General features: G+C 63.0%; 13 protein-coding genes. 9 read left to right on the forward strand and 4 right to left on the reverse strand.

Annotated elements, in window-relative coordinates; all coding sequences use genetic code 11:
- The 7 genes from ACK59L_RS13610 to ACK59L_RS13640 all read left to right on the forward strand — a co-directional run.
- On the forward strand, positions 1–604 hold a 604-nt coding region (locus ACK59L_RS13610; RefSeq protein WP_409274165.1), incomplete at its 5' end, for a peroxiredoxin.
- A gap of 179 nt (positions 605–783) precedes the next feature.
- The gene (ssuE, locus tag ACK59L_RS13615; protein ID WP_058604715.1) at positions 784–1377 is read left to right on the forward strand and encodes an NADPH-dependent FMN reductase; all 594 of its coding nucleotides are present in this window, start codon (positions 784–786) and stop codon (positions 1375–1377) included.
- A gap of 84 nt (positions 1378–1461) precedes the next feature.
- Positions 1462–2427 (forward strand): sulfonate ABC transporter substrate-binding protein, encoded by a 966-nt coding sequence (locus ACK59L_RS13620; RefSeq protein ID WP_409274167.1) that lies wholly within the window; start codon positions 1462–1464, stop codon positions 2425–2427.
- A gap of 57 nt (positions 2428–2484) precedes the next feature.
- Entirely contained in the window at positions 2485–3633 is a 1149-nt protein-coding gene (gene ssuD, locus ACK59L_RS13625; protein ID WP_058637072.1) for an FMNH2-dependent alkanesulfonate monooxygenase, read from the forward strand.
- Between the two features lie 10 nt (positions 3634–3643).
- The gene (gene ssuC / locus ACK59L_RS13630) at positions 3644–4441 is read left to right on the forward strand and encodes an aliphatic sulfonate ABC transporter permease SsuC (RefSeq protein WP_409274170.1); all 798 of its coding nucleotides are present in this window, start codon (positions 3644–3646) and stop codon (positions 4439–4441) included.
- On the forward strand, positions 4438–5250 hold the full coding sequence (gene ssuB, locus ACK59L_RS13635; protein ID WP_409274172.1) for an aliphatic sulfonates ABC transporter ATP-binding protein: 813 nt from the start codon (positions 4438–4440) through the stop codon (positions 5248–5250). Before ssuC ends, ssuB begins: the two co-directional genes overlap by 4 nt.
- 33 nt (positions 5251–5283) lie before the next feature.
- Entirely contained in the window at positions 5284–5499 is a 216-nt protein-coding gene (locus tag ACK59L_RS13640; RefSeq protein ID WP_003255829.1) for a molybdopterin-binding protein, read from the forward strand.
- A gap of 27 nt (positions 5500–5526) precedes the next feature.
- On the opposite strand, the gene ACK59L_RS13645 is transcribed toward ACK59L_RS13640, so the two are convergent.
- The 4 genes from ACK59L_RS13645 to ACK59L_RS13660 all read right to left on the reverse strand — a co-directional run bounded on the left by ACK59L_RS13645 (position 5527) and on the right by ACK59L_RS13660 (position 10598).
- Positions 5527–6159 carry a TetR/AcrR family transcriptional regulator gene (locus ACK59L_RS13645; RefSeq protein WP_058604720.1) on the reverse strand — a complete coding sequence of 211 codons (633 nt, stop codon included), beginning with the start codon at positions 6157–6159 and terminating at the stop codon, positions 5527–5529.
- Positions 6159–7751 (reverse strand): glutamate--cysteine ligase, encoded by a 1593-nt coding sequence (gene gshA, locus ACK59L_RS13650; protein WP_409274174.1) that lies wholly within the window; start codon positions 7749–7751, stop codon positions 6159–6161. The genes ACK59L_RS13645 and gshA overlap by 1 nt, the downstream gene beginning before the upstream one ends.
- A 139-nt stretch (positions 7752–7890) precedes the next feature.
- Positions 7891–8274 (reverse strand): PaaI family thioesterase, encoded by a 384-nt coding sequence (locus ACK59L_RS13655; protein ID WP_058604722.1) that lies wholly within the window; start codon positions 8272–8274, stop codon positions 7891–7893.
- Positions 8274–10598, reverse strand: a complete 2325-nt coding sequence (locus tag ACK59L_RS13660; protein ID WP_100850596.1) for a Tex family protein — start codon at positions 10596–10598, stop codon at positions 8274–8276. Before ACK59L_RS13660 ends, ACK59L_RS13655 begins: the two co-directional genes overlap by 1 nt.
- A 216-nt stretch (positions 10599–10814) precedes the next feature.
- On the opposite strand from ACK59L_RS13660, the gene ompR reads away from it, so the two are divergent.
- Positions 10815–11555, forward strand: a complete 741-nt coding sequence (ompR, locus tag ACK59L_RS13665) for a two-component system response regulator OmpR (RefSeq protein WP_058637080.1) — start codon at positions 10815–10817, stop codon at positions 11553–11555.
- Positions 11556–11568: 13 nt separating this feature from the next.
- The gene (locus tag ACK59L_RS13670) at positions 11569–12882 is read left to right on the forward strand and encodes an ATP-binding protein (RefSeq protein ID WP_058604725.1); all 1314 of its coding nucleotides are present in this window, start codon (positions 11569–11571) and stop codon (positions 12880–12882) included.
- Positions 12883–12905: the final 23 nt, after the last annotated feature.

Consider the following 12905-nt stretch of genomic DNA (forward strand, 5'->3'; position numbering starts at 1 on the left):
ACAGGATTCCAGCGAAGGCAAAATCCATTTTCACCAATGGCTGGGCGACGGCTGGGGCGTGCTGTTCTCGCACCCTGCCGACTTCACCCCGGTGTGCACCACCGAATTGGGGCTCACGGCCAAGCTCAAGGATGAATTTGCCAAGCGCGGGGTCAAAGCCATCGCACTGTCGGTCGACCCGGTGGACTCGCATCACCGTTGGATCGACGACATCAACGAAACCCAGCAGACCGTGGTCAATTTCCCGATCCTCGCCGATGCCGACCGCAAGGTGTCGGATCTGTACGACCTGATCCACCCAAACGCCAGCGATACCCTGACCGTACGCTCGCTGTTCGTCATCGACCCGAACAAGAAGGTTCGCCTGACGATTACCTACCCCGCCAGTACCGGGCGAAACTTCAACGAGATTTTGCGGGTAATCGACTCGCTGCAACTGACCGATTCGCACAAGGTCGCCACGCCAGGCAACTGGCAGGACGGCGAAGATGTGGTGATCGTTCCTTCGCTCAAGGACGAAGAAGAGATCCGACAACGATTTCCAAAAGGCTACACGGCGGTCAAACCCTATTTGCGTCTGACGCCTCAACCGAACCGAGCGTAAATACTGTGTTGCATAACGCTTAGCCAAGCAGGGATTTTCGGGCCGTTTCGACGGCCCTTTTTTTTGACTTAAATTAGCCTGCAAATATCTAAATAGAATAAACAAAGAATTAAATATGATTTATAGATATATGAGGAAACTGCTAATGTCATTCCACCGTAACCCAAGGAAGCGCAGCAATGCTGGTCGTATCAATCGGTGGTAGCCCAAGTCCTCGTTCACGCTCAGGCGTGCTGCTCGAACGTTCGCGGCAGTGGCTCGAGCACCGTGGCGTTGAAGTCGTCACCTTGCAGGTGCGCGACTTTCCTGCCGAAGACCTGTTGCATGCCCGCTTCGACAGCCCACACGTGCAGCACTTCCAACAGTTGGTGGCCCAGGCCGATGGCCTGATCGTTGCCACACCGGTGTACAAGGCGTCGTTCGCCGGTGCGCTGAAAACCCTGCTTGACCTGCTGCCCGAGCGCGCACTGGCCAACCGGGTCGTGCTGCCCATCGCCACTGGCGGCAGCATCGCCCACATGCTGGCCGTGGATTACGCCCTCAAGCCCGTACTGTCGGCTCTCAAGGCCCAGGAGACCCTGCAAGGGATCTTTGCCGATGACAGCCAGATCGCCTATGCCGAAGGCAGTAAGCCAGCGCAGCTGGCGCCTGCCCTCGAAGAACGGCTGCACGACTCGCTGGAAACCTTCCACCTGGCCCTGGCCAGGCGCCCGCGCCCGGTAGCACCCGGCGTGCTCAATGATCGCCTGATCAGTGCTCGCTGGAGCATCTGACCCGGCAAACCCGCTGTATCACCTTACTCGCCCGTCAACGAGGCAAGCAGGTGCAACCCGAACCCCATCGCACAGGAGAGCGCCATGCGCACAATCTTCTTGCGTCGTGGTCTGGTCGCCCTGTTTGCGGCGGCTGTGTCCCTCGGCGCCATTACCCAGGCACAGGCTGAAACCCTGCGCATCGGTTATCAGAAATACGGCACCCTGGTGCTGCTCAAGGCCAAGGGCACGTTGGAAAAGCATCTGGCCGAGCAAGGCGTGCAGGTGCAGTGGACCGAGTTTCCCGGTGGTCCCCAACTGCTTGAAGGGCTGAACGTCGGGTCTGTCGATTTCGGCGTGACCGGCGAAACGCCTCCGGTATTCGCACAGGCCGCCGGGGCCGACTTGCTGTACGTGGCCTACGAGCCACCCGCGCCCCACAGTGAGGCCATCCTGGTGCCCAAGGACTCGCCGATCCAGTCGGTGCAGGCACTCAAGGGCAAGAAGGTCGCCCTCAACAAAGGCTCCAACGTCCATTACCTGCTTGTGCGGGCGCTCGAAGATGCAGGCCTGAAGTACACCGATATTCAACCGATCTACCTGCCCCCGGCCGATGCGCGCGCAGCGTTCGAGCGTGGCAGTGTCGATGCCTGGGTCATCTGGGACCCGTACCAGGCCGCCGCCGAGCAGCAGCTGCAAGCCCGCACCCTGCGTGACGGCCAGGGCCTGGTCGACAACCATCAGTTCTACCTGGCCACGCGCAGTTATGCGAATCAGCACCCGGCCGTCATCAATACCGTCATCGATCAGGTACGTGCGGTCGGTGAGTGGTCGCAGGCCAACCCGCAGGAAGTCACCAACCAGGTCGCCCCGCTGCTCGGGCTCGCGCCGGACATCACCCTGACGTCCGTCAAGCGCCAAGGCTACGGCGCAGCGCCCTTGACGCCGGACGTCGTGGCGGCCCAGCAGAAAATCGCAGACACCTTTCAGACGCTCAAGCTGATACCCAAGCCGCTGCGCATCAAGGACGTGATCTGGACACCCCCGGCCAAGGTTGCCAGTGCGCCTTGATTGATCTGCCCGTGCCGGGCGTTCCCCGGCTCAGCTACCCCTTAGGAGACAACTCCAATGAGCCTCAACATCTTCTGGTTCCTCCCCACGCACGGTGATGGCAAATACCTGGGCACCGCGCAAGGCGCCCGGGCGGTGGACCATGGCTACCTGCAGCAGATTGCCCAGGCGGCCGACCGCCTGGGGTTCGGCGGCGTGCTGATACCCACCGGGCGTTCCTGCGAGGATTCCTGGCTGGTGGCCGCGTCCCTGATCCCTGTTACCGAACGCCTGAAGTTCCTGGTAGCCCTGCGCCCTGGAATCATCTCGCCGACGGTCGCCGCGCGGCAGGCCGCCACGCTCGATCGCCTGTCCAATGGCCGGGCGCTGTTCAACCTGGTAACCGGTGGCGATCCGGACGAGCTGGCCGGTGACGGCCTGCACCTCAATCATCAGGAGCGCTACGAAGCGTCTGTCGAATTCACCCGCATCTGGCGCAAGGTGCTTGAAGGCGAAGAAGTCGATTACGACGGTAAACACATCCAGGTCAAAGGCGCCAAGCTGCTGTACCCACCCATCCAGCAGCCTCGTCCACCGTTGTATTTCGGTGGTTCCTCCGAAGCCGCCCAAGACCTGGCTGCAGAGCAGGTCGAGCTGTACCTGACCTGGGGCGAGCCGCCCAGCGCGGTGGCTGAAAAGATCGCCCAGGTGCGTGATAAGGCAGCTGCCCAGGGCCGCGAAGTGCGGTTTGGCATTCGCCTTCATGTGATCGTGCGTGAGACCAATGCCCAAGCATGGGAAGCGGCTGAAAAACTGATATCCCATTTGGACGACGACACCATCGCTCGCGCCCAGGCGTCGCTCGCCCGTTTCGACTCGGTAGGGCAGCAGCGCATGGCCGCGCTGCACAATGGCCGCCGCGACAAGCTTGAAGTCAGCCCCAACCTGTGGGCAGGGGTAGGTCTGGTTCGCGGAGGTGCAGGCACTGCGCTGGTGGGCGATGGCCCGACCGTCGCCGCGCGGGTCAAGGAATATGCCGCCCTGGGCATCGACACCTTCATCTTCTCTGGCTACCCGCACCTTGAAGAGTCATACCGGGTGGCTGAACTGTTGTTCCCGCACCTGGACGTACAACGGCCTCAGCCTGCGACCAGCGGCGGCTACGTGAGCCCGTTCGGCGAGATGGTTGCCAACGATATCCTGCCCAAGTCCGTGGCCCAGCGATGAGGGACATTGTATGAGTCGGAAAACTTCGAATACCGTGACAGAGCGCTTGGCGCCCTGGGCGCTGCCGGTACTGCTGCTAGCCGCGTGGCAACTGGCGGTCAGCGCGGGCTGGCTGTCGACCCGCATTCTGCCAGCGCCCAGCGCCGTGCTGTCAGCCGGCGTCGACCTGGTACGCAGCGGAGAAATCTGGACGCACCTGGCCATCAGCGGCTGGCGTGCCGGGCTGGGCTTTCTGATCGGTGGCAGCATCGGCCTGGTGCTGGGCTTCATCACTGGGCTGTCCAACTGGGGCGAGCGCCTGCTCGACAGTTCGGTGCAGATGATCCGTAACGTGCCGCACCTGGCACTGATCCCGCTGGTGATCCTGTGGTTCGGCATCGACGAGTCGGCGAAGATCTTTCTGGTCGCGCTGGGCACGCTCTTCCCTATCTACCTGAATACCTACCACGGGATCCGCAATGTCGACCCGGCCCTGGTGGAAATGGCACGCAGCTATGGGCTCTCGGGGTTCAGCCTGTTTCGCCAGGTGATCCTGCCCGGTGCCTTGCCTTCGATACTGGTGGGCGTGCGCTTCGCACTGGGCTTCATGTGGCTGACCTTGATCGTCGCCGAAACCATTTCGGCCAACGCCGGCATTGGCTACCTGGCGATGAATGCCCGGGAGTTCCTGCAGACCGATGTGGTGGTGCTGGCCATCGTGCTGTACGCCGTGCTCGGCAAGCTCGCCGACCTGGCTGCGCGTGGTCTGGAACGTGTGTGGCTGCGTTGGCATCCGGCTTATCAAGTTGCCAGGAAGGAGGGCGCATGACCGTGCTCAAGGACAATCCGCCACACCTGCTGCGTGGCATTCCACTGGCCGCCAATGGCCTGCGTAAAACCTTCGGCTCGCGCGAGGTGCTTAAAGGCATCGACCTGCATGTCCCGGCCGGCCAGTTCGTCGCCATCGTCGGCCGTAGCGGCTGCGGCAAAAGTACCTTGCTGCGCCTGCTGGCCGGGCTCGACCAACCGACGGCAGGGCAACTGCTGGCAGGTGCTGCACCGCTGGACGAGGCGCGGGAAGAAACCCGCCTGATGTTCCAGGACTCGCGGCTGCTGCCGTGGAAAAAGGTCATCGACAACGTGGGGCTTGGCCTGTCCGGCGATTGGCGTGCCAGGGCGCTGGATGCGCTGGGGGCAGTGGGCCTGGCCGACCGCGCCAACGAATGGCCCGCAGGCCTCTCGGGCGGGCAGAAGCAGCGCGTTGCGCTTGCCCGCGCATTGATTCATCAACCGCGTCTGCTGCTGCTGGACGAACCGCTAGGTGCGCTGGATGCACTGACGCGCATCGAAATGCAGCAACTGATCGAGCGCCTGTGGGGCCAGCATGGTTTTACCGTGCTGCTGGTGACCTATGACGTCAGCGAAGCGGTTGCGGTGGCTGATCGTGTGATTCTGATCGAAGACGGCGAAGTCGGGCTCGACCTGACGGTCGACCTGTCACGGCCACGACCGCGCGCCTCGCACCGCCTGGCCGCGCTTGAAAGCCAAGTGCTCAACCGAGTCCTTTCTGCGCCGGGCGCTGCGCCCGAGCCGGAGCCTGTTGCCCCCCTGCCCACGCAGTTGCGTTGGGCGCACTGAACCCCCAGAAGCCATCGAAAAGGAAACACGCCAATGACCATCAAAGCCATCAACGTCCGTAATCAGTTCAAAGGCACCGTCAAGGAAATCCTCGAAGGCCCGGTGCTGTCGGAGATTGACGTCCAGACCGCCTCGGGTATCGTCACATCTGTCATCACGACCCGCTCCGTGCGGGAACTGGAACTGCAAGTGGGCAGCGAGGTGATCGCCTTCGTGAAGTCCACCGAGGTGTCCATCGCCAAGCTGTGATCGAGCACGGGGCCGCCTTGCGGCCCCTCAGTGCGAGCGCTTGACCAGAAAAGGTGGCAGGTACAAGCCCAGGTAGGCTTCGAACACCCGCTTGCCTTCTTCGGCCATGCGCGGGGTGATGGTCTCGTGCAATTGCATCGACCGGGCATACACCCGATCGCTCAACTCCATCGCCAAGGCGAACACATCCACATCCGCAGGCATCACCGGCAAGTGAAAGTGCTGGTCGAACAACCTGTGCATCAGGGCACCGAGCTCCATGTCGTGCTGCCGGTCCGCCTGCATGACCTCGCTGAGCCCATGCTGCGCCAGGATCAACTGCCGCGCAGCGGCATCCCCGTTGTAAATATCCAGCATGCGTTGCTCGATCAACCGCGACAGCTCATGCCAGCGGGTGAGCGTGCTGCTGTCGATCGGCGCGCCAAGCGCCTCGCGGAAAACCCTGTGCACATCGGCAGTCAGCGCTTCGAGCAGCGCAGGCACGCTGGCGAAGAAGTGGTAGACCGACGACGGCGGGATTTGCGCGCGCTCGGCCACGCTGTAGATCGACAGGCCAGCCACCCCGCCCTCTGCCAGGAGCTCGCGGGCAGCTGCCAGGATCGCTTCGATCCGGGCCTGGCTGCTGGCGCGTGGCTTGCGCGCTGAGGTGTTGCGGGTCATCAGTTGCTGATTGCCAGGATACTGGCCTGGTAGGCGCCCACGAAGGTATCGAACTCGCCCACTTCTTCCTGTTCCATTTGGGATTGCTTGGCCAGGGACTCGCGTGCCAGTGTTTCGAAGGCCTGCTGCTGGTCGGGGCTCAGGGGCTGCTCGCGCAGTGTCTGGGCGTGGAGACGACTTTGCCGCAGCGAGAAGGCGATGAAACTCTCGTCATGCTCGGTCATGCGCGCCAACACCTGGGCCGATGGGGTCAGCTCAGGGTCGTCGACCTTTGCCTGCTGGGCTTGCAGGGCCTGGACGTGATCATCCCCGCCCTGGGCTTGGTCGAGCAGGTTGGCCAATTGACCGATCTGAGCAATCAACTCGCTGGCCCAGTCTTTGAGAGGTACAGGCTGCCCATCACGCTGCAACTTCAGGCCTGGACGCCGGCCCTCTTTGACCACGCTCAGGAAATTGCTGGTGCACTGGCTGCATTCGTTGTTGTTGAGCTGCGGGCTGTCGTCCAGCGCGCAGAACAGCAGAAACGCATCGAGAAAGCGTGCCTCGGAGAGGTCGATGCCCACCGGCAGGAGCGGGTTGATGTCCAGGCAGCGCACCTCCACGTACTGCACCCCGCGCGAGGTAAGCGCCTGGATTGGGCGCTCGCCTGAGTAGGTCACCCGCTTGGGACGGATGTTGGAGTAGTACTCGTTCTCGATTTGCAGAATGTTGGTGTTCAGTTGTACCCACTCGCCATCGACATGGGTGCCGACCTCCACATAGGGTGGGTACGGCGTGCCCACCGCCTTGCGCAGGCTGTCGGTATAGCTGGCCAGGTTGTTGTAGCAGGGCGTCAGGCCCGCCTGGGCATTGCTCTGATAGCCCAGGTCGCTCATGCGCAGGCTGGTGGCATAGGGCAGGTAGAGGGTTTCGCCATCGAGCTCTTCGAGCTGATGGGCGCGACCCCGCAGAAAGCCCTTGTCCAAGGCGGGCGAGGCGCCGAACAGGTACATGAGCAGCCAGCTGTAGCGACGGAAATTGCGGATCAAGGCAATGTAGGCGGCCGATTGGTAATCCCGTTCGTTCTCAGTGCTGCCTTCGGCTTCGCGCAGCAATGGCCACAGGGCCTCTGGCAGCGAGAAGTTGTAATGGATGCCGGCGATGCACTGCATGGTGCGGCCGTAGCGCAGGGCCAGGCCCTTGCGATAGACATGTTTGAGCTTGCCGATGTTGGAGGTGCCGTACTCGGCGATGGGAATGTCTTCTTCAGCCGGCAGCGAACACGGCATCGACGGGCTCCACAGGTACTCATCGCTCAGCTTGGTATAGACGAACCTGTGAATCTGCTCGAGGTTTTCCAGCACCGCAGCGGCGTCAGGCAGCGCGGGGGTGATGAATTCAAGCAGTGATTCGGAATAATCGGTGGTGATCTGTTCGTTGGTCAGCGCCGCGCCCAGTGCTTCAGGGTGCGGTGTCTGGGCCAGACGGCCACTGTCTGTCACGCGCAGGCATTCGCGCTCAATGCCGTGCAGACACTGCTTGAGCAAGGGGAGATTGGCGCCGAGCAAGCTCAGGCGGCGGTTGAGGAGTGTGCTCAAGATGTATTCCTTCACGCGTCAGTCGCCCCAATATGGGGGTAGAGAGGACGGTCTACAAGGGTAGGGGGAAGGGAACGGGCGTTGTCGCCTGGTTTACCGCGGCCCCAGCAGTGCGCGCGCACTGCCGAAGTTACCGCAGATAGTGCTTTGTGAGCTAGAGAGCGACGAAGGTTCCTTGCGCCTTGGCCACCAGCTTGTCGCCCTGAACTACGTCAGCGTCGACCACCAGCGTGCGCTTTCCTGCGTGCAACACCCGAGCGGTGCACAGCACCTCGCCATCGCTGACGGCGCGCAGGTAGTTGATCTTGCATTCGAGGGTGACGCTCTGCTGGTCGAAGCCGTGGCTGGACGAGCAGGCCAGCCCCATGGCGATGTCCACCAGGCTGAAGATCGCCCCGCCATGAAGCTTCTGGCCACGGTTGCGCAGGTGCGGCGCCACCGCCAGGCTTACCTCGGCAACGCCCGCTTCCAGGCGTTGCAGGCTGCAGCCCAGCAGTTGGCTGAAGGCGCTTTGTACGTACTCCGGCGCCACGTCCATCACTTCTTCTTCAACTGCTTGGCGTTGGCGAACAGGGCAGCCATGGCGTTGTTGGCAGGCGCTGCAGTGGCGGTCTCGCGCTGACGGGGCGCCGGTTGCTGACGGCCACCCCCCTGGCCACGTCCGCCACCGCGGTTGCCTTCGACCTTTTCGCCCGGCGTGTCGCTCATGCGCATGGACAGGCCAACACGCTTGCGCGGGATGTCCACTTCCATGACCTTGACCTTGACCACATCGCCAGCCTTGACCGCTTCGCGTGGGTCCTTGACGAACTTTTCCGACAGCGCCGAGATGTGCACCAGCCCATCCTGATGCACGCCGATATCCACGAACGCGCCGAAATTGGTGACGTTGGTCACCACGCCTTCCAGGATCATCCCAGGCTCCAGGTCCTTGAGGTCCTCGACCCCGTCCTGGAAGGTGGCCGTCTTGAACTCCGGGCGCGGGTCGCGGCCAGGCTTGTCCAGTTCCTGCAGAATGTCGGTCACCGTGGGCAGGCCGAAGGTTTCGTCGGTGAACTTCTTCGGGTCCAGGCGCTTGAGGAAACTGCTGTCCCCGATCAGCGAGCGGATGTCCCGGTCGGTATTGGCAGCGATGCGCTGCACCAGCGGGTAGGCCTCGGGGTGCACGGCAGACGCATCCAGCGGGTTGTCGCCGTTCATCACGCGCAGGAAGCCTGCGGCCTGCTCGAAGGTCTTCTCGCCCAGCCGGCTGACCTTCTTCAAGGCCGCACGGGTGGCGAACGGGCCGTTGGCATCACGGTGGGCCACGATGTTCTGTGCCAGGGTGGTGTTCAACCCCGAAATACGCGTGAGCAGGGCGACCGACGCGGTGTTCACGTCCACGCCGACGGCGTTCACGCAATCCTCGACGACGGCGTCGAGGCCGCGTGCCAGCTTCACTTGCGACACGTCGTGCTGGTACTGGCCCACGCCGATGGACTTGGGATCGATCTTGACCAGCTCGGCCAGTGGATCCTGCAGGCGACGTGCAATCGAGACCGCGCCACGGATCGATACATCCAGGTCGGGAAATTCCCGGGCCGCCAGCTCCGATGCCGAGTACACCGAGGCGCCGGCTTCGGAGACCATGACCTTGGTGATCTTCAGGGCAGGGTACTGCTTGACCAGGTCAGCCACCAGCTTGTCGCTCTCGCGGCTGGCGGTGCCATTGCCGATGGCGATGAGCTCGACCGAATGCTTGGCGCACAGCGCAGCCATCACCGAAAGCGTGCGGTCCCATTCGTTTCTGGGTGCATGGGGATACACGGTGGTGTAGTCGAGCAGCTTGCCAGTGGCATCGACCACGGCGATCTTGCAGCCTGTGCGCAGGCCAGGGTCGAAGCCCAGTGTGGCGCGCGGGCCGGCAGGCGCTGCCAGCAGCAGGTCATGCAGGTTGTGGGCGAAGACGTTGATTGCCTCACCCTCGGCATTGTCGCGCAGTTCCCCGAACAGGTCGGTCTCCAGGTGGGTGTAGAGCTTGACCTTCCAGGTCCAGCGCACCACTTCGCCCAGCCATTTATCGGCCGCGCGGCCGCGGTTCTCGATGCCGACGTGCTCACCGATCATCAATTCGCACGGGTGCAGGGTACCCGGCAGCTCTTCGCCCACTTTCAGCGAGGCGCTGAGCACGCCTTCGTTGCGCCCGCGGAAGATCGCCAGCGCGCGGTGCGACGGCGCGCTGCGCAGCAGCTCGTCATGGGCGAAGTAGTCGCGGAACTTGGCGCCTTCTTCTTCCTTGCCGGGCACCACGCGCGCGCTGAGCACCGCCTCCTGCTTGAGGAAGCTGCGCAGTTTGTCGAGCAGGGCTGCATCTTCGGCGAAACGCTCCATGAGGATGTACTTGGCTCCCTCCAGCGCAGCCTTGACGTCTGCCACGCCCTTGTCGGCGCTGACAAAGCGCGCCGCTTCGCTTTCCGGGGCCAGGGACGGGTCGGCGAACAGGCTGTCGGCCAGCTCGCCCAGGCCAGCTTCCAGGGCGATCTGGCCCTTGGTGCGGCGCTTTTGCTTGTAGGGCAGGTAGAGGTCTTCGAGGCGCGTCTTAGTGTCGGCCAGCTTGATCTCGCGCGCCAGTTCCGGCGTCAGCTTGCCTTGCTCCTCGATGCTGGCAAGGATGCTGATGCGGCGCTCGTCGAGCTCGCGCAAGTAGCGCAGGCGCTCTTCCAGGTGGCGCAGCTGGGTGTCGTCCAGGCTGCCGGTCACCTCTTTGCGGTAACGGGCGATGAAAGGCACGGTAGAGCCTTCGTCCAACAGGCCCACGGCCGCCTCGACCTGTTGTGGGCGTACGCCCAGTTCCTCGGCGATACGGCTGTTGATGCTGTCCATGTAAACCACCTGACGTTCTTGAATACGGAGTCGCCGGTGGGCCTTTCGCCCGGCGGCGCTGGATGAAAGCGGCGCATTATACCCATCGCAAACGGCTTGCGGTGATGGCCTGGCGCCAGTTGGAAGTGGCGTCCTGGGAAAAATCTGCTAACAATGCTCACGGCACGCGTTGCAGCGGCTACGCCATAATGCGCAGCGATACCAGAGGAGTAATTCATGACCGGCACGCCAACTACCGCTGAAGGTGAAAAAATTCTGATCGTCGACGACGATCCAGGGCTCAGCAGCCTGCTTGAACGTTTCTTCACCAGCAAGGGTTACCGTGCCCGCGCGGTCCCCAACACCGAGCAGATGGACCGCCTGCTCCAGCGTGAAGTGTTCAACCTGGTGGTGCTCGACCTGATGCTGCCGGGCGAAGACGGCTTGTCCGCCTGCAAGCGCCTGCGCCAACAGAACAACCAGATCCCCATCATCATGCTCACGGCCAAAGGTGACGAGCTCAGCCGCATCAAGGGCCTGGAACTGGGCGCCGACGACTACCTCGGCAAGCCGTTCAACCCCGACGAGCTGATGGCCCGGGTCAAGGCCGTGCTGCGCCGCCAGGCACCTTCGGTACCCGGTGCGCCGGGCAGCGAGGACGAGTCGGTCACCTTCGGCGACTACGAGCTGTCCCTGGCCACCCGCGAACTCAAGCGTGGCGACGAAGTGCACATGCTCACCACGGGCGAATTCGCCGTGCTCAAGGCCCTGGTGATGCATGCCCGCGAACCGTTGACCCGCGACAAACTCATGAACCTGGCACGCGGGCGTGAATGGGATGCGCTGGAGCGCTCCATCGACGTACAGATCTCGCGCCTGCGCCGCATGATCGAGCCAGACCCGTCCAAACCGCGCTATATCCAGACGGTATGGGGTGTGGGCTATGTGTTCGTACCGGATGGAAACGCCGGCAAATGACGCTGCTGCCTAGATGAAGACGCCGCTTTGGTTTCCGCAGAGTTTCTTCGCGCGCACCTTGTGGCTGGTGCTGATCGTCGTTCTGTTCTCCAAGGCGTTGACCCTGGTCTACCTGCTGATGAACGAGGACGTTTTGGTCGATCGGCAGTACAGCCACGGCGTGGCATTGACCTTGCGCGCCTATTGGGCGGCCGATGAAGAGAACCGTGACCAGATCGCCGAGGCGGCAGGCCTGATCCGGGTAACCGGTGCTGGCGTACCGGAGGGCGAGCAGCACTGGCCCTACAGCGAAATCTACCAACGGCAGATGCAGGCCGAGCTTGGCGAGGACACCGAGGTACGGCTGCGCATCCATGCACCGCCTGCGTTGTGGGTCAACGCGCCCAGCCTGGGCCCGGGCTGGCTGAAAGTGCCGTTGTACCCCCACCCGTTGCGCGGGCAGAAAATCTGGAACGTGCTGGGCTGGTTCCTGGCCATTGGCTTGCTGTCCACTGCCTCAGCCTGGATATTCGTGCGTCAGTTGAACCAGCCGCTCAAACGCCTCGTGTTCGCCGCGCGCCAGCTTGGCCAGGGGCGCAGTGTGCGCCTGCCGGTCAGCGACACGCCCAGCGAAATGACCGAGGTGTACAAAGCCTTCAACCAGATGGCCGAGGATGTCGAGCAAGCCGGGCGCGAGCGCGAGTTGATGCTGGCTGGCGTGTCCCACGACTTGCGTACCCCGCTGACCCGGCTGAGGCTTTCACTGTCCTTGCTCGGCAGCGACAGTGAGCTGAGCGACGACATGGTGCGCGATATCGAAGACATGGACGCCATTCTCGACCAGTTCCTGGCGTTCATTCGCGACGGGCGGGACGAGCCCCTCGAAGAAGTCGATCTTGGCGCGTTGGTGCGTGAGGTGGTCGCACCCTACAACCAGCCCGAGGAACGTGTTCGCTTGTGCCTGGAGCCCATACCGCCGTTTCCACTGCGCCGGGTATCGCTCAAGCGCATGCTGGGCAACCTGATTGGCAATGCCCTGCACCATGCGGGCAAGGGCGTCGAGGTTGCAGCCTATGTCTCGGGGGACGAAAGTGCCCCGTATGTGGTGCTGAGCGTGCTTGACCGAGGGGCAGGGATCGACGAATCCGAGCTCGAGACCATCTTCAACCCGTTCATTCGAGGTGACCGTGCCCGAGGCGGCAAAGGCACCGGGCTGGGCCTGGCCATCGTCAAGCGAATCGCTGCCCAGCATGGCGGCAACGTCGAGCTGCGCAATCGTTCCGGGGGCGGTATCGAAGCGCGGGTACGGTTACCCTTGGGGCTGCTGTTGCCGCGCAACGCTGTCTGATCGCAAGTCTGGCCTGGCGCTTC

Source organism: Pseudomonas sp. KCJK9111, assembly GCF_046231935.1.
In the GTDB taxonomy this organism is placed as follows: domain Bacteria; phylum Pseudomonadota; class Gammaproteobacteria; order Pseudomonadales; family Pseudomonadaceae; genus Aquipseudomonas; species Aquipseudomonas parafulva_B.

What these genes read in the sequence shown, in the direction of transcription:
- ACK59L_RS13640 (WP_003255829.1), top strand. Translation starts at nt 5,284, where the DNA reads ATGACCATCAAAGCCATCAACGTCCGTAATCAGTTCAAAGGCACCGTC.
- ssuB (WP_409274172.1), top strand. Translation starts at nt 4,438, where the DNA reads ATGACCGTGCTCAAGGACAATCCGCCACACCTGCTGCGTGGCATTCCA.
- ompR (WP_058637080.1), top strand. Translation starts at nt 10,815, where the DNA reads ATGACCGGCACGCCAACTACCGCTGAAGGTGAAAAAATTCTGATCGTC.
- ACK59L_RS13620 (WP_409274167.1), top strand. Translation starts at nt 1,462, where the DNA reads ATGCGCACAATCTTCTTGCGTCGTGGTCTGGTCGCCCTGTTTGCGGCG.
- ACK59L_RS13660 (WP_100850596.1), bottom strand. Translation starts at nt 10,598, where the DNA reads ATGGACAGCATCAACAGCCGTATCGCCGAGGAACTGGGCGTACGCCCA.
- ACK59L_RS13655 (WP_058604722.1), bottom strand. Translation starts at nt 8,274, where the DNA reads ATGGACGTGGCGCCGGAGTACGTACAAAGCGCCTTCAGCCAACTGCTG.
- ssuE (WP_058604715.1), top strand. Translation starts at nt 784, where the DNA reads ATGCTGGTCGTATCAATCGGTGGTAGCCCAAGTCCTCGTTCACGCTCA.
- ssuC (WP_409274170.1), top strand. Translation starts at nt 3,644, where the DNA reads ATGAGTCGGAAAACTTCGAATACCGTGACAGAGCGCTTGGCGCCCTGG.
- ssuD (WP_058637072.1), top strand. Translation starts at nt 2,485, where the DNA reads ATGAGCCTCAACATCTTCTGGTTCCTCCCCACGCACGGTGATGGCAAA.
- ACK59L_RS13645 (WP_058604720.1), bottom strand. Translation starts at nt 6,159, where the DNA reads ATGACCCGCAACACCTCAGCGCGCAAGCCACGCGCCAGCAGCCAGGCC.
- ACK59L_RS13670 (WP_058604725.1), top strand. Translation starts at nt 11,569, where the DNA reads ATGAAGACGCCGCTTTGGTTTCCGCAGAGTTTCTTCGCGCGCACCTTG.